Raw genomic sequence first — 19,894 nt, forward strand, 5'->3', positions numbered from 1 at the left:
TAATTATTTCATAATCAATTGAAAAACATATATAAAATTGTTTGGGTAAAATAACATACATTTAATAAATGCAATTTTACTCGTTTAAGCATACACCTTAATGACACAAAAAAGTGAAGTTTTAGCTCATAAAATCATGCCACTTAATGCATATTATTTTAAACCTAACGTTAAAATACCTGTGAATAATCTCAACAGCAATACGACCAAAGTGATGGGTCATACTTTGCTTTTATTAAGGCTTATAGGGAAAATTCTTGAAAGTTTATAAGTGGCTTATATAGTAAATATTATTGATCTCGTCTGAACGATTTCAAACGAGATGTTCATGTGGCTTATTCATTAAAAATCATAACGAATATTTAAACTTAATGTTCGCGGTGCACCTGCAGTCAAGCCATTTACACCAATAATGGTCGATGGCACCCAATAGTTTTTATTCAATAGATTGTTAATTTCTGCACGATACGTCAGTTGCTGCTGTTGCCCCACTTTCACCTTATAACTCCCTCCCAAACTTAATGTGTTATAAGCTTTGGTTTGTAATGTATTGGTGGTATTCACATATTGTTGACCAATATAATTAAACGTGCTGTGCACCTCTAAGCCGGGAATATAGGCAATATTTTGTTCAAAACCAATATTGCCTTGAAAATGTGGTACTGCAGTGGGTTCATTGCCAATCACTGACGCAATGCCTTTAGTATATTCAGCATCAATCCATGCGCCACCAGCCAATAATTTAAGTCCATCAGTGACCCGATAAGAACCATTGGCTTCTAAACCTTGATAACGCACTAAACCGTCATTTACAAAATAATTTTGTGGATTGGCATACCCTGTACCACGTTCAATCCGAAATAGTGCTGAACTGACGGCCCAATCTTTATGCTCACTTTTCACCCCAATTTCATATTGCTTACTTTCAATAGGAGATAAGGTGGCATAAGCATTTTGATATGTACTTCCTACAGTTCCACCATCCTCTAATGACTCGACATAGCTCGCATAAAATGTGGTGTTTTTGGTGGGTGTGTATAACAACGCATAAGTTGGTGTCAGTGGTTTTTTATGATAGCTACTGACAATATTACCTGCGACATAATAGTTTTTATTGCTGTAATCAAAATGGCGTAGTCCCAATAACAAAGACCACTGATCAGACACACTTAAAGTATCACTAATGAATGCAGATCGTGTCCACCAATTTGAAATTCTAAAGCTGTCTCGTGGTGCGGTGCCTGTATAACTTAAACTCAGTGAGTCACCATATAAATTGCCACTTGGATATATTGCAGTTGGTGAATACACATAGTTTTGCCCACCTGTATTGGTACTTGGATTTAATGCAGGATTCCCAATATTCAAATCGCGTGTTAAACGCTGCCCATCTACACCAAGTACCACTTTATGCTTTAACCACCCCGTATTGAACTCACCCTCTAAATGCGATTGAGCTGAATCAAACACTAACGTTGGGCGATAAAAACGGCGAAATGCCACATTATAATCCCCAAATGCATTTCTTAAATAGATGGTCTCATCTGCTGACTCAATCTGTTTATAAGTGCGAGAATAACTCGCATCAAGACGCCAATTGTCATTAATGTTCCAATCTAACCCTGTAGATGCAGTCCATACTTTAGAATTGTAATATGCATCCTGATCATAAGCGGTTAAATTCTTACTTCCACTGATTGCACTCGGTAAACTTGTGCCTGAATAAGCATACGTTCCTGCCCCACTGATCGCAATATTGGTGATTCCACCTTTTAAATCACGCGTTTGATATAACCCATTAACATGCACTTTTAAGCGCGGGGTAATTTGTGCATCTAAATACAACGATGCTGCTTTACGGTTCACATCTGTACCATTAAAAGCTTCACCGTGTTCATTCACTGCATTGAATCGATAGCCATAACGGTCATCTTGTCCAACATGCCCACCCACATCAATATGTTGGCTAAAAATTCGATCAGAACTATAACCTGCATCAACCGATAAAACCTGTCCAGTGGTCGGCTTTTTAGAGATATAGTTAATGGTGCCACCGGGTGAGCCGACACCATATAAAAATCCTGTTGCACCTTTGAGTAGTTGCACTTGTTCAAACAACTCTAAAGGAAGCTCAACCCCATACATTTGAAATGGGTGGCCATCAATTTTATAGCCATTGACCAAGTCTAATGGTAACCCTCGAACACTCACAGCATAAGCATTTAAATTATAGGTATTGCCTGTTGCAATAACACCAGCTTCACCTTCAAATAGTTTTGCAATCGTGGTTGCTTGCTTATTTTCAATCTCCTTTGCTGTGACAGTCTCTGTTGAATAGGGTGTTTCTAAATTGCTGCGAGACCCCAATGTACCTGCAGCCACAACATTTTTCTTTTTCACATTGGCTGCGACTGTAAGCTTAAGTGTCTCGCCTGATGTGGCGGATGCCTGTTGCAATGATTCTTCAGTAGATTCAAAGCGTTTAGCATGTACTGTCTGAATGACATTTACCCCAATGACAGCATATAAAATGGCACGGGTGAATACATTCAACCGATATAAACGTGTCGGTGCCAATGGTCTATGTACGAACATGCGATCTCTTAAATAAGTCTAAAAACTGTCGCCATTTTTGATCACTTTTAAAGAAAACACTGTCATACAACATACACGTTTCAGCGTTTATTCAGCGATAGATAGAAAAAAATCTCATATCTCACCACGCATTAAGGCCCTGTTGCTGCAAATTTTTGGGTGCTTGACTGAATAAAGCGTTGCTCTGCCCATGCGCGTACATTAACTTGTTTTTTAATTAACTTACTGCTAAAAGCAACATCAGCACCTGACTGTAAATAAGTTAAATATTCTTCATCTAACAATGGTGAAAACAACACCCCTAAATCTTGATCTTTCAAATACTGTTGATATAACGCTAATGGGTAACCTGCGTTTTTTACAGCTTGCATGATGGCTTCTTCGCGATGACTTGGCTGTGCCACCCACTGTGTAGCTTGGGTTAAAACATCAACAATTTGCTGAGTCACTTGAGGGTCTTGGTCAATAAATTCTTGCCGTGCAATCAGTCCTGATTGTGCTGAACCTGCATGATTTGGCGTATTTTGGCTGCCAAAAGGTATATCAACCAATCCTTTATGCTGTAATGCTAAAATGGACATTAAGCCCCATCCTGCATCAATTTGTTTGGCCGCCAATGCTGCATTCATGGCAGATGAGTCTAGATTCACAATTTTAAAGTCTTTTTCAGAAAAACCTTGGCTATGCAAAAAACGATCAAAAGACAATTGCACAGCTGTGCCTTGCCAAATGGCAATACGTTTACCTTTTAACTGTTCTAAACGGGTATAATTTTGATGTGGGATAACCCCCAAATAAGCTTCAAAATGACGACCTGTTGCTGCCAATAAACGCGTATCTATGCCGTTGGCTTTACCAATAATGGCAGCCAAGTCACCGACAAATGCCAAGTCGGCTTGCTTATTGACTAAAGCTTCATTAATTGCAGGACCTGCTCCTTTGAAAAAACGCCATTCAACTTCAATATGCTGTGCTTTGAATTGTTTTTCAAAAAGACGGTTTAATAAAATATGGTCAACCACTAAATTCCCGCTGCTATTATTTTTACTTGCAGTTAAATCAGGTACAGCAATAATTATTTTATGAATTTTTTGTTGGCTACTGTTGGATGCAGCCTGACTATATTGCTGCTGTAAAAAAATAAAACCACCAAGTATCAACAATAAAGCAGGTAACCCCCACCAATATTTCTTATTTGCCGAATTTAACATCACTGACCCATCAAATCATTTCACTAAAGTGGGTCAAAATATCTCATCTCATTTATTTTTTCTGTTCGCAACTTGACTGTATTATGCTTTTTTTAGCACAACCAAATATGAATTAAAGATAACCCTCACAACGAGACATACTGTCTAGTTAAATAGACCAACATGAAAGCACGTTAATTATATAAGATATTGATTTTTAAAAACTATAAATCATTTAAGTAAACTTCATATTGAAAACAAACTTTATTCAACGCATTCAGCCAAAGCTTATAAATGAATCCAATTTGCTTATGTAATATTTGTATTTAAATTCACCTGACATTTTATTTATATTGAAGGCTCAAGCATTTAGAACTGTTCAATGAAGTGATCAGTGACTTTTTTTAATTTAAGTGAGGTTATTGATATGGTGATTGTTGAGTCTAAAAAGTTGAGTGCTTTATCTCATCATTACGATCTTGATGAGATGAGCAGTTATTTTTCATCTTCAGCCGATGTCTTGGAAGCCATTCGTATTCTCGAAAATTATCAATTGATTCAAGACTTAGAAGAACATGATAAGGCATTATTAATTAAACATATTAAAATCAAAAAGTATTACCATAACCAACTAATTTATAAACAAAATACCACCTGTCATGACATTAATTTAATTTTAGATGGCGTGTTAAAACTCGGTTGGACCACAAGTAGTGGTAAGTGCTTAACAGATGCTTTTTTACCTGCAGGCATGTTAATTAATATTGTACCCATATTTTCTAACCGCCCTTTTGTGCATGATTATTTTTCACAAGGCAGTACCGTTATTGCCAACATCCCTGCTGATATTTTTAAACGTGTCATTCAAAATAATGCCAAAGCCTTAACTCAACTGTTAAAACTGATTTGTGCACGTACACAAATTAATCGTGAAAAGCTGTTTTTTTATAGTACTGCCTCATTGCGTACACGTTTGGCAAAAGAATTATTGTTTTTAGTCGATTTTCATTCACAGCAAGACAATAATCAATTTTTAATTAAGCTCAAATTAAATCAAGAAAATTTTGCCGAATTACTTGGCACCACACGCCAAAGCATTAATAAAGAATTTGCTTGGTTTTCAGAGCATGAAATTTTAGAAGTGAAATATAATCAAATCTTAATTTTAAATTATGATGCACTCAACACCATTGCCCAAGGCGAAAACAGCTTATCAGCCACCAAGTTTTATTAGGCTTTAATTATCTATAATCTGAATAAAGATATGCTAAATCAAGCTAGTGTCTGTCGGCAAAACAACAGACCATACCCTTTGATTCGATAAAAATAGATCCATAACTTTTTATCGAATTGTTTCATCATGTCTCAAACTACAACACAACAGCCTAACATTTTATTGATTGTCGCAGATGATCTTGGTTTTTCAGATTTAGGCGCTTTTGGTGGTGAAATTAATACCCCAAACCTTGATGCATTGGCACAAGATGGTTTGCGTTTTACCAATTTCCATACCGCATCCACCTGCTCACCAACTCGCGCTATGCTGTTATCGGGCACCGACCATCATTTAGCCGGATTAGGTACGATGGCAGAAGCCATTACTCCTGAACTTGCAGATAAAGCAGGCTATGAAGGTGTATTAAATGACAAAGTTGCCGCATTGCCTGAGTTATTACATGATGCAGGGTATTACACCATTATGTCAGGTAAATGGCATTTGGGTTTAAAGCCTGAGTTTTTTCCTGCTCAGAAAGGTTTTGAACGTTCATTTGCCTTACTGCCAGGTGCCGCCAATCATTACTCGTTTGAAGCAGATATTGACGAAGAGAAAACCCCTAAACTGCTCAAGTCGACACGCGGTTTATATGCAGAGAATGATCAATTTATTCATAAGCTGCCAGATGACTTTTATTCTTCAGATTACTTTACAACACGGTTACTTGATTTTTTGCAAGATGATGAAACACGTCAAGATCGACCTTTTTTTGCTTACCTGCCTTTTTCTGCCCCGCATTGGCCATTACAAGCTCCGCAAGAAGATATTGATAAATACAAAGGACGCTATGATGGAGGCCCTGCTCAATTAAGAGAACAGCGTTTAGAAAAATTAAAACAATTCAAGTTGGTCGATGCAGACACCACCATTCACCCTGTATTAGCACGCACACCATTTTGGGACACTTTAACAACAGAAGAAAAAGCACATTCTGCACGTATCATGGAAGTTTATGCTGCCATGGTCGATCGGATGGATCAGAACGTTGGCCGTGTAATTACACATCTAAAAGATACAGGGCAATTCGATAATACCATTATTATTTTTCTGTCAGACAATGGTGCAGAAGGTGCACAACTAGAAGCACTGCCTGTCTTTGGTGGCAATCTTAAACAGGTTATTGAACAACACTATGATAATCGCTTGGAGAATATTGGACGCGGCAACTCTTATGTTTGGTATGGTGAACATTGGGCACAAGCTGCGACCGCGCCATCACGTTTATACAAAGCACATACCAGTGAAGGTGGAATTCGTACAGTCTCTTTTATTCATTCACCTTTATTTGCGCGTCAACAGCAAATTAGCCATGAATTTTTAACCGTGATGGATTTACTCCCCACCCTATTAGATTACATTCAAGTTGAACACCCAGGAGACCGTTATAAAGGTCGTTCATTGGTGCCTTTACGTGGACGTTCAATATTGCCATATTTACAACAACAACAAGAACATATCCATACTGAAAACCATATTACAGGATGGGAACTATTTGGACAAAAAGCACTACGCAAAGGTGATTGGAAAGCTCTATTTATTCCAGCACCAAATGGACCAAACCGTTGGCAGTTGTATGATTTAAGCCAAGACCATGGTGAAGTCCATGATTTAGCACAACAACATCCAGACAAGTTAAATGAGTTGTTAGATGATTGGGCAACTTATGTCAAAGACAACGGCGTTATTGAAAATGTGCCGCAAAAACGGCTATTGCATAATGACAGCTTGCCATCTTTTTATCATGACAATCAATAAAGATAAGCAATATAAAAAGCCACTGTATTTCAGTGGCTTTTTATTGACCTTCATTTCATTTGATTAGAAATTCTTATGAAAAGACAGTCCAAAATAGCGTTCATCATCACGTGGCACTTGACGAATAATACGATTGCCATTGGTGCTTAATAATGTGGCATATGATTTATCAAATACATTGCGTACATCAAGTGCAACACGCCAATCTGAGGCTTTATCATTCAATGCCAATGTTAAATTTACAATGCCATAAGATGGCTGAATGGTATTTTGGTTTTGGTCTAAACTAAATTGCACATCACTTTGCCACGCATATTGTGCAGCCAATTCAATCTGCCGATTGCTTGCAATCGGGAAATAACGATTAACTTGTGCATTAACTTTCCAATCAGGAGAAAATGGTAGAGTTTGACCATTTAACTGAGGACAAGATGTATCTGATGCAGGACAAGTAAAGGCATCAACACGTGCATGGGTATACGCTGCTGCAAAATTCAGTATCAGATTCTGATTCCATTTAAATGTACTGTCTAACTCTGCACCTCGAGTATTCACGCTGCCTGCATTAACCAAGCGCGTGATGGGAAAACCACTTGGGTCAAGTGTTCTAAAATTGGCTTGATAATTTTGATATTGAGTATTAAAAATAGCAAAATTGGCACGTAAACGATTGTCTAACCACTGTGTTTTTAAACCCAATTCATAAGCGTTCGCTGTTTCAGGATCAATCACAGGCGTGTCATTTTGTTGCATATTAAAATACACATTGTATGCAGGGCCTTTATAACCACGCGAATAGGTAAAATAGCTATGTATATTTGGTGTGATATCAAACTGAGGACCAATACGTCCAGATAGCCCTGTTTCATCTGTTGAGCCTGAACCTGTAAACCCAGATCGAATGGCATTTCTAATCCCTACACTGCTTGGCACAGTCGAAACTCGGGTATGGTCGTAAGACAATTGATCATGGGTCACACGTAGCCCTGTCACCCAACGCAACCGATCACTGATATGATACGTACCTTCGCCAAATACAGCATAGTTGGTACTGTCAGTATTATAAACTGCACGTCCTAAATCAATTTGATATGCTGATGTCGTGCTGTTATACCATCTTGACTGACGCTGATATGTTTCATCGTTTTTGTTTTTAGAAAAATATAAGCCTGCTACATAATCAATATGCTGAAAGCTAAGCGGTTTGATCCGAAGCTCTTGTGAAAATTGTTTGCTGTTTACAGTACCTAAATCAGCAATTGCTGCAAAATTAGGGGTGGCATTGGCAATTTGATCAGAGTCACCAATTTGGGTGTTTTTCCATTGCCGATAAGCTGTAATTGATGAAATTAAATGATTGCCTACCGTCCAATCGGCGGTTAATGCAAGACCGCGATTGGTGTCATCTGTTGATGCACTGACATTCTCACTCGTGGTACGGTTATGAATTGTTGCAACAATAGGCAGTAATGCAGCAGCATAATTAGCATCTGAATTTTTAACCACCACACCTGTCGGTGCAGTACCATCTTTATGTACATAATCAGCAGATAAGCCCACCACCAAATTGTCATTGGGGGTATAAACAAACTTGGTTCGAAAACCATAATTTTTATAACCATTAACCTCTTTTTGGGTGGTAATATTATCTACATTGCCATCATAACGACCAAGCAACGCTGAAACATTGGCAGTTAATCGGTTGTCAATTAATGTATTTGATGCACCCAATTTAATACGCTGCTCGCCATCATTGGTGGCATACAGATCAACATAGCCTGATGGGTAAGCTGTTGGATTTTTGGTCACAATATTGATTACCCCTGCTGAGGCATTTTTACCAAATAATGTACCTTGTGGACCGCGTAAAACCTCAATTCGGTTAATGTCTAATAAATCTAAAGTGGCTTGTCCAGGACGACTATAAACCACACCATCTACTACGGTAGATACCGATGGTTCGACCCCAGGCGATGTTGAAATTGTCCCAATGCCACGAATAAACAATGATGTATCTTTATTCGATGCGCCTGCTCTAAAATTTACTGTTGGAATGGTTGCCACAATGCTATCAATGGCATTTCTCTGCTGTTGCTCAAGCTGTTTACCATTAATCACTGAGACTGCTATAGGCACTGTTTGCAAAGATTGCTCACGGCGTGTGGCTGTCACCACGACCGTTTCTAATTTACTGCTGTCTGCAATACTAGCAGTATGTTTTGGTGTAGTTGTTTCTGCTGCAAATGTCCCCGTACTCAGGAGCATGGCACTCAACACATACATTCCATGCCGCTGAAACGGTATCCAATACAATACACGGTGTTGACAAAATAATGGCATAGCTGTTTTTCCAAAATCCTATAGAATGAACGAGTTAAATTCCGTTTTAATGTTTAAGATAAGCGTAATGTGTGGTAGGCGTCCAAAACAGTTCCAGCTTTAACGTGCTGATGGCGTGCTGAACAAAAGTAGGATTCACCCATGGTTTTAGATCAAGAGGCTGACGAATTAAGCCTTGGCTATGTGCAAGTTTTATTTTTTCTTCGAGCTGACCTAGATAATAGGCATCAAACAAGGGGGAATATAAAAACTTTAAATTCACATTGTTTAATTCTTGCGCATAAACTGAGGCAGGATAACCAGATTGGGTAAAGAAAATTGCAATTTGTGGCACCTTATTTTTGTCTTCAGACAGCCATGCCAACCCTTTCACTACCTGATTAACCACACGTTGTGTTTCTTGTGGATGCTTTTGAATAAATGCTGTAGTGCCTAAAAAAATACCTTGAGATGCACCTGCACCATTGAGTTGACGTGTACTTAATGGCAATTGAACAATTTTACGATCACGTAATGCAAAAAAACGTGAACCGCCCCAAGAAGCATCAATTTTTTGTGCTGCCAATGCTGCATTCACGGCATTAAAATCTAAGTTGACTAAACGCACATCTTTGGTGGTCAAACCTTGGCTATGTAAAGCTGCAACAAATGACAATTCATCGGCTGTACCGCGCAATAAACCAACGCGCTGCCCTTTTAATCCCTGTAAATTATTTACCTTTACATCTTGTCGAACCACCAAATAATTGGTTAGACCCCGTGCAGTTGGCACCAATAATTGAGTATCTAAACCGCCTGCTTTACCAATGATGGGCGGTAAATCACCCAAAAATGCAAAATCAATTTGTTGATTGGCCAATGCCTCATTGATGGCAGGACCCGCGCCTTTAAAGAAATGCCATTCAACTTGAATATGTTCTTTCGCAAACTCCTGCTCAATCCAATGTTTGGTATACAGCACATCAACAACGCCACTGCCTGCATGTTTACTGCCTGTCGTTAAGTCAGGCGATGCAATACGAATGACTGACGGTGCTTGTGCATAAACATTTTGTAAAAATGCAGTCATCAACAAAGCAATCGATGTCTGCCAAACTTTTTTTTTCAACGATGAAACACGCATTATAAAATCCTTATGGATTACGCAGCAGGCGCTTGTTGTTGTGTATAGGGTTTAATTTGCTGACTACGTTCGCCATGTACACTCAGTGGCACTTCACCTTCGACTGTGACACGGTGCATCACCCGATGTGCATCTAAATAATCATTGACTGCCAAATGCTGCGTTGCGCGGTTGTCCCAAATGGCAATATCACCGACTTGCCATTTCCAGCGCACTGTATTTTCAGGTCGTGTGACATGATCTTGAAAAATTTCAAAGACTTTATTGGACTCTTTATTGGTTAAACCTACAAAACGTTTTAAAAATTGGCCCAAAACTAAGCTTTTACGACCAGTATCAGGATGCACGCGAACCACAGGATGTTCTGCTTCATAAATGGTAGAGGCAAACACGTTTTTGTATTTATCTAATGCTTCTTGATTGGCATTTGGAGTAAATCCGCCATAATCAAAATCATTACTATGAATCCCTTTAAGTGCTTCAGCCAAAGCTTGTAATGGCACAGGCAATTCTTCATAGGCCGTTTCTGTATTTGCCCATGTGGTATCACCACCTGTTTCAGGCACAATCACTGCTCTTAAAATGCTTAATTTAGGGTAACGGTCAATAAATGTAATATCTGTATGCCACACATTGGCTCGACCACCATGTTTTGAATTAAGCTCAAAAATATGTTTACTGTTCGATGCCACAGGTACAGTTGGATGTGACAATGGCTTGCCAAACAAAGTGGCAAACTGCTCTTGTTCTACTTGATTTAAATGATTTTGACCACGAAAAAAAATGACTTTATGTTCAAGTAACGCGTCATAAATGACTTTAAATATTTCAGGACTTAAATTACCTGACAGATGGACGCCTTTAATTTCTGCACCCACACGTTGGGTCAGTGGAGTCACAATAATTGTAGAATCTTGAATTTGATGATGAACTGAACTCATAAGATAGGTCTCTATAAAGAATCAGTTCATCATAGTCAGCATCGTGTCTATAACTCTGTCACTCAAATGACATCTAACTGCTTAAATTCAGAAAAATTAATCAGGTTTAGTGCTAATCATTTGATGCTTGTATTTCATCTTACTTTTTAGTTGAAAATAAGTGAGTTACTTGATTTATCAATGAAATATAGATCAGTTTAAAACCAAAAATTGCATATCAAAACGCTATGCAATTTTATCTTCAGTTAAAATATGAAAGACTTGCTCTTTTAACTGATGTAATTCAAAGCTTGAACGATTGCGCGGTCTTGCTAGATTTACATCAATAATCTGTTCAATCCGACCAGGTTTTGGTTTTAAAATCACCACGCGATCTGCCAAAGTGACTGCTTCTTCAACATCATGCGTAATAAATAAAGTGGTGATTTTTTGTTGGCTTTGTATGCGTAATAATTCATTTTGCATTTGGTGACGTGTCAAAGCATCAAGTGCACCAAATGGTTCATCAAGTAAAAAAATACGTGGCTGCGTCACTAAGCTTCGGGCAATGGCAACCCGCTGTGACATGCCACCAGAGAGCTGATGCGGGTAAGCTTTTTCAAAGCCATTTAAGCCAATCAAATCAATATAATGTTGAATGCGCTGTTTTTTTTGCTGTGCTGATAGTGGTTCATGCACTAAACCCAACTCAATATTTTGTGTCACATTCAGCCATGGAAACAAACGATGTTCTTGAAATACCACAGCACGATCTTGACCAATCCCTGTGATTAAACTGCCTGCAATCTTAATCTGACCGTCAAAATCTAAATCAAGTCCAGCCAATAGACGTAATAAAGTCGACTTACCACAGCCACTGCTGCCAACAATTGCAATAAACTCGCCTTCTATAATATCCAAATTAAAGTTTTCAATTACTTTGACCGGCTTTTGATCCACCACAAAAGTTTTATGGACTTGATTAAATTGAACCAATGGTTTGGCATGCTGTGGTGTTGATGTGCTGATACTCATGATGATCCCTCTGTGTTTCGCCAAGCCGTGACACGATGTTCTAAGGTTTTACCGAGCCAAAATAAAAGTGCGCCAAGGACTGCAACCAACATGGTGGCAGCAATCACGCGATCCATTTCAAAGTTTTGCTGTGCTGCCATCATATAACTGCCAATACCTACACCTGAACCCATTAAGTATTCCGCACCAAAGGATGCCATCCATGAATAAAGCAGTGCCAAACGGAACCCTGCAAAAATTGACGGGGTAATACTTGGTAATATTAAAACGCGTAATCGCTGTAGTACGCTTAATCGTAAAATAAGCGCAGCCTCATACAAGTTATGTGGTACATTTGACACGCCTTTCCAAGTTGCAATACACATCGGAAAAAATGTTGCGATTGAAATAAATACAATTTTGGATAAATCTGCTAGACCAAACCATGCTGTGATCAATGGGATCCATGCAAAAATAGCAATTAAACGCAGTGTATTTAATGTTGGTGCAAAAACATCTTCTAAAGGCTTAAACATGCCAAGCAGTAATCCGGTGAACAAACCAATGCTGCCGCCCAAAAGTAACCCCAACAGTGCGCGCCATAGGCTATAGAACATGGCATCTAACAATGAATGATCTGACATGCCTGCACTCAATGCCGACCACACTGCCAAAGGTGATGGTAAAACTTGTTCAGCCACCCAATGAAACCCTGTTGAGGTAAACCACAACAAGAGTAAAGTTACAGGGATCACCCAAGGTGTCACAGATTGCCACTTTTGTTTTTTTTGCGCATGATGAGCAGATAATGTGGCATGTGGCCAAAATATAAATCGCTGTTCAATACTTTGAAAGATTCGATCGAGCAAAAGTCCAACAAGGGCAATTAATGCAATAGCGACAAACACAATATCCAATTGAAATAACTGTCGCCCAGTTACCATTAAATAACCAATTCCTTCAGATGATGCCAACAATTCAACAGCAATTAATGTGGTCCACCCTGCTGCCAATGCCAACCGAAAACCGATAAAAAAATGAGGCAATGCCGAAGGCAGAATTAATTTAAACAATAGATCCTGTTTACCCAGTTGTAATACCTGCGCCATTTCTTTAAGTCGGGGCTGAATATCTCGTACCCCTGTTTGGGTATGTAAAGTAATGGGAATCAAAGTGGCTTTAAAAATTAAGAATACTTTTAATGCATTTTCAATTCCCAGCCAAATCATCAGTAATGGTAACCATGCTAAAGTCGGCACAATTGCTAATGCATAAAATATAGAAGATAAATACCGCTCTGCTGTTGGGCTATAACCCAACAAAAAACCAAAGGCAATACCGCCAACCACACCAAGAGCCAACCCCTGAAACAAACGCCCTAAACTGATTGCCAATTGCTGAAATAAGTCTTCGCCTGCTAAGTTTAAAAAGGTATGCCATGTGGCTTGAGGTGTTGGTAAAATTTGTGCAGGCATCCATTGATGGTTGGATGCCAACCACCATAATAAAAACAAACTGACAGGAACTAACAAACGAACAGCGATCCAATTAATAGACCAAAATAAATCGCTTAACCAAATGGGTGATTTTTTTTCTATTGATAATTCATCTGTTTGCTTATTAATTAAATATTTCATATTCTCAAACGCCAAAAATAGAATAAGAAACATTAAAAAGATTGTGTTTAATCACGATAAACATCACTTATTCAATGCATCTGAATACTCATGTCCTAAATATATACCAATGCTGCATTTAAAGGTTGCACGGCATTGACATCACATGCATTGAGCATACGTGGCTGTTTATGCAAATAATGTTATTAAAAAGACAGTTTTTAGCTTTATTCTTGATGTGTAAATCTTATTTTTAGATGAATGTGTTTAGTACACGCAATCAAAATACGGCATTTCATTTATGCTTTAGAGATAGATTAATACATCGACAAGATTGAAAAAGCATCAATAAAAAAAGCATAAGCGTAATAAACGCTTATGCTTTTTTTATTTTATGACAAGTATTTCATTTATTTTTTTGCGGTACATGTTGTCTGTTATGCGATATTGATGAAATCGTAGACCAAGCAATAAAAAATATTCCAATGAGTCCTGTGATAATCTCTGAAATATGCAAGCCTGTCCCACCAGAAATCATAATAAATGCCAATGCACCAATGGCATAATGAGCGCCATGTTCTAAGTAGATATAAGCATCTAATGTACCTTTCTCAACCAAATACACTGTCAGTGAACGAACGAACATTGCGCCAATGGCTAAACCAATCATAATGGTTACTACATCACTCGTAATAGCAAATGCACCGAGTACACCATCAAAACTAAAAGATGCATCTAATATTTCTAGGTATAAAAAGCCACTCATACCACCTTTGACAAAAGTTTTTCCTAATTCAACATTATTGTTTTTATCTGAATTGCCTTCTAACAGTGAGCCAATAACCTGTACACCCACATACACCATAATGCCCCATAAACCTGCCATAGTGACACTATGATGAGATGCGCCTGTCACATATTCACTCATAATCATTAAACAAGAAATGGCAACAAAAATTGAAATAGCAGGTGCACGACCTAAAGCAGACAGATGAGATTCAATCCATTTAAACCAATGGGTTTCTTTATTATTATCAAAAATAAAGTTAAGAAAAACAAGCAATAAGAACATACCACCAAAAGATACAATCTCAGCATGGTGAAGCGTCAATTGTTTGGCATATTCTGCAGGATTGCTAATGGCAAGATTGGCAACATCAACCATTGTCATATTTGCAGTGAAACCTACAATTAACAATGGAAACACCAATCTCATTCCAAACACGGCAACCAACATACCAACAGTTAAGAATAAATTTTTCCAAAAAGGATTCCAGTGTTTTAAAACTGATGCATTGACTACAGCGTTATCGAAAGATAAAGACACTTCCATGACTGCAAGTAATAGGGTCACAGCAAGTACTTTAGACATGTTGGCTAAACCAGCATTTGGACCATGGGTATAGCCCCAGTATGCTGAAAGCACAAGACATATGAGTGTGAAGATGATAGAGAATCTGAAATGTTTTAACATTGTAGAATCCTTTAGCCAGCAGCATAAAGCCAATGATCTACCTTTCTTGCTAGCTAAATATACTGAGAAAGATAAATCAAAGGTCTTGCCAACAAAAGAATTTTGGTCTTTGCTATGATGGCCATGTTTAAAAAAACAAGTATGTTGACCATCACCCGTTTACTTAATGTAAACAGAGGCTACTCCCCAATGAAGTATGTTTATTATAGTAACTTTATGATGAGTGTCAAAATTTTATTGCTTAAAATCTAAGTTTACCCCAGCTCAACACAAAATAAATAACAATTAAGTACCTGATTTTTATTTATAAAATTTAATATATTTTTCATTTTATTTTTCATGATGGTGAACTGAAATTGTAATATAGCTTCGTTACAATCAGATCAGATATTTTACAAATGAATAAAATACAGTTGCAACATGAATGAATTTTAGACACATTCTCATCATGTCAAAATTAATTCATCAATTTCAAACGAAAACATGTCACTGAGCACCTACTATGGTTTAGACTAAAGATTAGATCTTCTATATACAATTCGCAGTATGATAGAGTTTGTTATACACATGAGCTAAACAGTTCACCTTTTAATCCGCAATCAGTGACGACAATGAATAATTCACACACTAATACAACGACCTCTAATGATATTGACGATGTCAATATCAGCAGTATGCAACCACTTATTACGCCAGCTCAACTCAAAGCGGAACTGCCTTTATCAGCGCAAGCATATCAAACTGTACTTAAAGGCCGTGAAAGTGTGCGTAAAATTTTAGATGGTGAAGACAAACGCCTATTTGTTGTGATTGGCCCATGTTCCATTCATGACCCAAAAGCCGCACATGAATATGCAGACCGTTTAAAAGCATTAAGCGAAAAAGTGCAAGATACATTGTATATTGTCATGCGTGTTTATTTTGAAAAACCAAGAACAACAGTAGGTTGGAAAGGTTTAATTAATGACCCTGATATGGATGACTCATTTGATATTGAAAAGGGTCTACGCATTGGACGTCAATTGCTTTTAAGCTTAAATGAAAAAGGCTTGCCTTGTGCCACAGAAGCCCTCGATCCAAACTCGCCACAATATTTACAAGATTTAATTTCTTGGTCTGCAATTGGTGCGCGTACCACAGAAAGCCAAACTCACCGTGAAATGTCATCAGGCTTATCATCCCCTGTTGGCTTTAAAAATGGTACAGATGGTGGTTTTTCAGTTGCCATCAATGCCATGCAAGCTGTGCAACATGGGCATAACTTTTTAGGTTTAAATAACGAAGGTCAAGTGTCTATTATCCGTACCCGTGGTAACCAATATGGGCATGTGGTATTACGTGGTGGTAATGGAAAACCGAATTATGATGCAACGTCTGTTGCTCAAGCAGAAGATGCATTGATCAAAGCAAAAGTAAGCCAAAATATCATGGTAGATGCAAGCCATGCCAACTCAAACAAAGACCCATACTTACAACCATTGGTCTTAAAAAATGTAACTGAGCAAATTTTAAATGGCAATAAATCCATTGTTGGTTTAATGGTTGAGAGTCATTTGAAAGGCGGTCGACAAAACATTCCTGAAAACCTGTGTGATTTAGAATATGGTCAATCAGTTACTGATGGCTGTATTGATTGGGAAACCACAGAAAACGTGTTGCTTGAAATGCATGAAGCACTAAAAGATGTATTACCGCATCGTTAATTTTATAACTCGCCATCGTTGATGGCGTTTTTTTTATGACTCAATAATATGAATTTAGAACAAGTACTGAGCCAAACGCCTCATTTTCAATATATCCATGAGCGACTATTTACATCAGGGCAACCAAGTGCCATCCAATTACAACACATTAAAGAATATGGTATCAGCACTGTTATTAACATTGCACTAAGTACCTCGCCTGACCACTTAGCACATGAAGATCAAATTTGTTTAGACTTGGGGTTAAATTATATTCAACTGCCTATCCTTTGGGATATGCCAAACCCAGAACAAGCTATTTTTGCATTAGATACAATTAATTTTTTAGTCCAAGAACAATTGGTATGGATTCACTGTTCAGATAACTACCGTGTAAGTGTACTCATGTACTTATACCGAAAGTTTTATATGAACATTGAACAAGATATTGCCCATGAACAACTTGAACAAGTGTGGCAACCCAATGACACATGGACAGGACTCATGCACAGCGTTGCTTTGCAGCTTCAAGGCCGTAAAGCAACACATGAATTACAACAGTCCATGATCCAACATAACGACTCATATTAATCTTGATAAATTAACACGCTTGCTGTTGCCAAGATCCCCTCTTGGCGACCTGTAAAACCAAGTTTCTCTGTGGTGGTCGCTTTTACGCTAATGTCTGCCACATCAACATTTAAAACAGCAGCAATACTCTCTCGCATAGCAAGATTATGCTTAGCAAGCTTAGGCTGTTCACATGCTACAGTAATATCTGCATTCACCAGTTGATAACCACGTGCTTGAATTAATGCATAGACGTTTTGCAATAGCACACGACTATCTGCACCTTTGTAAGCAGGATCTGTATCAGGAAAATGCTGTCCAATATCACCCAGTGCCAATGCACCTAGCAAAGCATCACTTAATGCATGTAGTACCACGTCACCATCTGAATGGGCTTTTAAGCCTTGATGATGTGGAATCTGAATACCTGCTAGGGTAACAAATTCACCTGCTTCAAATGCATGAACATCCAAGCCTTGACCAATTCTATATTTTGCAACCAATGTAAAACTTCCTTAGAAATAAAATGATTCTTGTACTTTTGATAGAGGTTTCGCTATATTAGCATCAGCATCACATTATCAAAGTATAAGCGATCATGTTGTCTCTTTTGTATTCTCAATTTAAAAAACCTTTTTATATTTTGCTAATCAATATGCTATTTATGTCGATTGCGCAAGCCAGTCTGCTATGCCAGCCTAAAGCATTTAGCAAGAAGAACCATGCTCTCGTCTGTAAAAATAGCTTTAATATAGAGCGTGCTACTTTTTCTCAGGTCTTTAACAATGTTGTATTAATGACCAATGCCCCACTCACGGTATTGCAAGCCACTCAGCACATGTGGCAAGAGCGCATTTATGCTTGTAAAAATAAAGCTTGCGTCCAACAAGAGTTTAATTTAAGAACCGATGAGCTCAATGCATTAGCTTCGTTAAATCAAAGTTTAACCAAGCATTTTATTAAATATAAACAAGGTGTGGTTGCCAAACCACATACATTGATTCAAATTCATCAGTTAGACAAAAATAAAATTAAAATTGAAGGCGTGGCTTATCAAAACCTGAACCAGCATGCAGGACATCATACATTTTTGGCATACAGTCCAAGTGGTCAGCAAATTGAAATTCTAAATAACGAAGATAACTGTAAATATCGTTTTCAAATTGAAAAAGCCATACTCAGCATTGCTTCTGAACAAAAGCAATGCCAACAATTTGCAGGAATATACCGTTTATATGATTGATGCTGCATCGTCTTGGGTGTTTAAACGCGCAGTGAGTACCAAATGTGCAAAGTTTAAATCTTCAGGATAAGTAATTTTAATATTGTCTGAACGGCCTGTAACCACATGTACACTGTGTCCTGCAAATTCAAGCGCACTCGCTTCATCAGTAATCTCAGCGCCTGATGCCAAAGCTGCCTCTAATGCAGCCACCAATTGACCAATTTGTGCAACTTGCGGGGTTTGTGCTTGCCATAATTGGCGACGATCGACCGTTTGTTCAATCACATGCTCGGATACACGCTTTAACGTGTCACGCACAGGAATGGCCAAAATAGCTGCAGACTGCTGTACAAGAGCTGTTTCGACTAAATTGAATAAACAAGCCTCACTGACACATGGTCGTGCTGCATCGTGTACCAACACCCAATCATCATCATCTGCCATGCCTTTTAAAACATAAAGTGCATTTAACACCGAGTGCACACGCTCTTGCCCACCTTCGCAAAAAAACAACTGTTTTTGATGCTGAAATTTAATGCGGTGGATAGCATGGTCATTGGCATGAATTGCCAACACACAACCTGCTAATGGCAATTGAAATAATGCATTCACACTATGTTCAATCACTGTTTGATGTTGAATGATCTGATATTGTTTCAATTCTGTAGGAGAAAACCGACGTCCTGAACCTGCTGCTGGCATCACAGCCCAAATCTTATGGGAGGTTTGAACCTTCTTCTTCTTCTTCATATTTACCGTCTGTGCTGCCTGTTGGGATGTTGCTTTCTTTAAACTGTGCAGGCGTAAGCGTGCTCATTTGAATAAATGTTTCATTGGGCTTAATTAAGCCTAAATCTAAACGGGCATGTTCTTCAACTGCTTCTGCGCCATTTTTTAAATCATAGACTTCTGCGCCTAAAATTCGGTTTCTTTCTTTTAAATCTCGATTACTGTCTGATTGTTGTTGTATTTGTTGCATCAGTCTTAGATGATCATAATAACCACCTTCTCCAAACCAGTACATATACTGAAAGCCTGCTATCAAAATGATAGCAAGCCCCAATATGAGTCGACTTGAAAAAGAGTCAAATGTCTCTTTAAAATAAGTCACCAT

General features: G+C 38.2%; 16 protein-coding genes and 1 riboswitch. Of the genes, 5 read left to right on the forward strand and 11 right to left on the reverse strand.

What is annotated here, in order from left to right; all coding sequences use genetic code 11:
• Positions 1 to 342: 342 nt before the first annotated feature.
• Positions 343 to 2,595, reverse strand: a complete 2,253-nt coding sequence (locus CFY84_RS04925) for a TonB-dependent siderophore receptor (protein WP_088823066.1) — start codon at positions 2,593 to 2,595, stop codon at positions 343 to 345.
• A 131-nt stretch (positions 2,596 to 2,726) separates the two neighbouring features.
• Positions 2,727 to 3,806: an ABC transporter substrate-binding protein gene (locus tag CFY84_RS04930; RefSeq protein WP_088823067.1), complete on the reverse strand. Its 1,080-nt coding sequence runs from the start codon at positions 3,804 to 3,806 to the stop codon at positions 2,727 to 2,729.
• A gap of 373 nt (positions 3,807 to 4,179) precedes the next feature.
• Here CFY84_RS04930 and CFY84_RS04935 point away from each other — a divergent pair, with 373 nt between their 5' ends.
• Together CFY84_RS04935 and CFY84_RS04940 are read left to right on the forward strand one after the other, a co-directional pair.
• Entirely contained in the window at positions 4,180 to 5,019 is an 840-nt protein-coding gene (locus tag CFY84_RS04935; RefSeq protein ID WP_228149599.1) for a Crp/Fnr family transcriptional regulator, read from the forward strand.
• Positions 5,020 to 5,145: 126 nt separating this feature from the next.
• A complete protein-coding gene (locus CFY84_RS04940; RefSeq protein WP_088823068.1) occupies positions 5,146 to 6,816 on the forward strand; it encodes an arylsulfatase in 1,671 nt (556 codons plus the stop codon).
• Between the two features lie 63 nt (positions 6,817 to 6,879).
• Here the strand turns inward: CFY84_RS04940 and CFY84_RS04945 are convergent, their stop codons facing one another.
• From CFY84_RS04945 to CFY84_RS04970, 6 genes are all read right to left on the reverse strand, one after another.
• Positions 6,880 to 9,081, reverse strand: a complete 2,202-nt coding sequence (locus CFY84_RS04945; protein WP_088823393.1) for a TonB-dependent receptor — start codon at positions 9,079 to 9,081, stop codon at positions 6,880 to 6,882.
• Between the two features lie 121 nt (positions 9,082 to 9,202).
• On the reverse strand, positions 9,203 to 10,225 hold the full coding sequence (locus CFY84_RS04950; RefSeq protein ID WP_088823394.1) for an ABC transporter substrate-binding protein: 1,023 nt from the start codon (positions 10,223 to 10,225) through the stop codon (positions 9,203 to 9,205).
• Between the two features lie 71 nt (positions 10,226 to 10,296).
• Positions 10,297 to 11,220 (reverse strand): TauD/TfdA dioxygenase family protein, encoded by a 924-nt coding sequence (locus CFY84_RS04955; protein ID WP_088823069.1) that lies wholly within the window; start codon positions 11,218 to 11,220, stop codon positions 10,297 to 10,299.
• Between the two features lie 225 nt (positions 11,221 to 11,445).
• Positions 11,446 to 12,234, reverse strand: a complete 789-nt coding sequence (locus CFY84_RS04960; RefSeq protein WP_407640187.1) for an ABC transporter ATP-binding protein — start codon at positions 12,232 to 12,234, stop codon at positions 11,446 to 11,448.
• Complete coding sequence (locus tag CFY84_RS04965) at positions 12,231 to 13,850, reverse strand: ABC transporter permease (RefSeq protein WP_088823070.1); 1,620 nt, start codon at positions 13,848 to 13,850, stop codon at positions 12,231 to 12,233. Before CFY84_RS04965 ends, CFY84_RS04960 begins: the two co-directional genes overlap by 4 nt.
• Positions 13,851 to 14,235: 385 nt before the next feature.
• The gene (locus tag CFY84_RS04970; protein WP_088823071.1) at positions 14,236 to 15,303 is read right to left on the reverse strand and encodes a DUF475 domain-containing protein; all 1,068 of its coding nucleotides are present in this window, start codon (positions 15,301 to 15,303) and stop codon (positions 14,236 to 14,238) included.
• A 74-nt stretch (positions 15,304 to 15,377) separates the two neighbouring features.
• Positions 15,378 to 15,503, reverse strand: a riboswitch (yybP-ykoY riboswitch).
• 411 nt (positions 15,504 to 15,914) lie between these two features.
• Here CFY84_RS04970 and CFY84_RS04975 point away from each other — a divergent pair.
• Together CFY84_RS04975 and CFY84_RS04980 are read left to right on the forward strand one after the other, a co-directional pair.
• Complete coding sequence (locus CFY84_RS04975) at positions 15,915 to 17,006, forward strand: 3-deoxy-7-phosphoheptulonate synthase (RefSeq protein ID WP_088823072.1); 1,092 nt, start codon at positions 15,915 to 15,917, stop codon at positions 17,004 to 17,006.
• A 48-nt stretch (positions 17,007 to 17,054) separates the two neighbouring features.
• Entirely contained in the window at positions 17,055 to 17,576 is a 522-nt protein-coding gene (locus CFY84_RS04980; RefSeq protein ID WP_088823073.1) for a protein tyrosine phosphatase family protein, read from the forward strand.
• Here the strand turns inward: CFY84_RS04980 and ispF are convergent.
• Positions 17,573 to 18,058 carry a 2-C-methyl-D-erythritol 2,4-cyclodiphosphate synthase gene (gene ispF, locus CFY84_RS04985; protein WP_088823074.1) on the reverse strand — a complete coding sequence of 162 codons (486 nt, stop codon included), beginning with the start codon at positions 18,056 to 18,058 and terminating at the stop codon, positions 17,573 to 17,575. The genes CFY84_RS04980 and ispF overlap by 4 nt on opposite strands.
• Before the next feature lie 161 nt (positions 18,059 to 18,219).
• Here ispF and CFY84_RS04990 point away from each other — a divergent pair, with 161 nt between their 5' ends.
• A complete protein-coding gene (locus tag CFY84_RS04990) occupies positions 18,220 to 18,798 on the forward strand; it encodes an A1S_1983 family putative colistin resistance protein (RefSeq protein ID WP_143218760.1) in 579 nt (192 codons plus the stop codon).
• Here the strand turns inward: CFY84_RS04990 and ispD are convergent.
• Together ispD and CFY84_RS05000 are read right to left on the reverse strand one after the other, a co-directional pair.
• Complete coding sequence (ispD, locus tag CFY84_RS04995; RefSeq protein ID WP_088823076.1) at positions 18,787 to 19,530, reverse strand: 2-C-methyl-D-erythritol 4-phosphate cytidylyltransferase; 744 nt, start codon at positions 19,528 to 19,530, stop codon at positions 18,787 to 18,789. The two genes, CFY84_RS04990 and ispD, sit on opposite strands and share 12 nt — an antisense overlap.
• Positions 19,496 to 19,894, reverse strand: a complete 399-nt coding sequence (locus tag CFY84_RS05000; protein WP_088823077.1) for a septum formation initiator family protein — start codon at positions 19,892 to 19,894, stop codon at positions 19,496 to 19,498. The genes ispD and CFY84_RS05000 overlap by 35 nt, the downstream gene beginning before the upstream one ends.

Source organism: Acinetobacter apis (genome assembly GCF_900197575.1).
Taxonomy (GTDB): domain Bacteria; phylum Pseudomonadota; class Gammaproteobacteria; order Pseudomonadales; family Moraxellaceae; genus Acinetobacter; species Acinetobacter apis.

Bases quoted from the DNA above. Each gene is read 5' to 3' on its own strand.
- CFY84_RS04945 (WP_088823393.1), bottom strand. From the start codon at position 9,081: ATGCTCCTGAGTACGGGGACATTTGCAGCAGAAACAACTACACCAAAA.
- CFY84_RS04975 (WP_088823072.1), top strand. From the start codon at position 15,915: ATGAATAATTCACACACTAATACAACGACCTCTAATGATATTGACGAT.
- CFY84_RS04980 (WP_088823073.1), top strand. From the start codon at position 17,055: ATGAATTTAGAACAAGTACTGAGCCAAACGCCTCATTTTCAATATATC.
- CFY84_RS04960 (WP_407640187.1), bottom strand. From the start codon at position 12,234: ATGAGTATCAGCACATCAACACCACAGCATGCCAAACCATTGGTTCAA.
- CFY84_RS04970 (WP_088823071.1), bottom strand. From the start codon at position 15,303: ATGTTAAAACATTTCAGATTCTCTATCATCTTCACACTCATATGTCTT.
- CFY84_RS04955 (WP_088823069.1), bottom strand. From the start codon at position 11,220: ATGAGTTCAGTTCATCATCAAATTCAAGATTCTACAATTATTGTGACT.
- ispD (WP_088823076.1), bottom strand. From the start codon at position 19,530: ATGAAGAAGAAGAAGAAGGTTCAAACCTCCCATAAGATTTGGGCTGTG.
- CFY84_RS05000 (WP_088823077.1), bottom strand. From the start codon at position 19,894: ATGGTGACTTATTTTAAAGAGACATTTGACTCTTTTTCAAGTCGACTC.
- CFY84_RS04965 (WP_088823070.1), bottom strand. From the start codon at position 13,850: ATGAAATATTTAATTAATAAGCAAACAGATGAATTATCAATAGAAAAA.
- CFY84_RS04930 (WP_088823067.1), bottom strand. From the start codon at position 3,806: ATGTTAAATTCGGCAAATAAGAAATATTGGTGGGGGTTACCTGCTTTA.
- CFY84_RS04990 (WP_143218760.1), top strand. From the start codon at position 18,220: ATGTCGATTGCGCAAGCCAGTCTGCTATGCCAGCCTAAAGCATTTAGC.
- CFY84_RS04950 (WP_088823394.1), bottom strand. From the start codon at position 10,225: ATGACTGCATTTTTACAAAATGTTTATGCACAAGCACCGTCAGTCATT.
- CFY84_RS04925 (WP_088823066.1), bottom strand. From the start codon at position 2,595: ATGTTCGTACATAGACCATTGGCACCGACACGTTTATATCGGTTGAAT.
- CFY84_RS04940 (WP_088823068.1), top strand. From the start codon at position 5,146: ATGTCTCAAACTACAACACAACAGCCTAACATTTTATTGATTGTCGCA.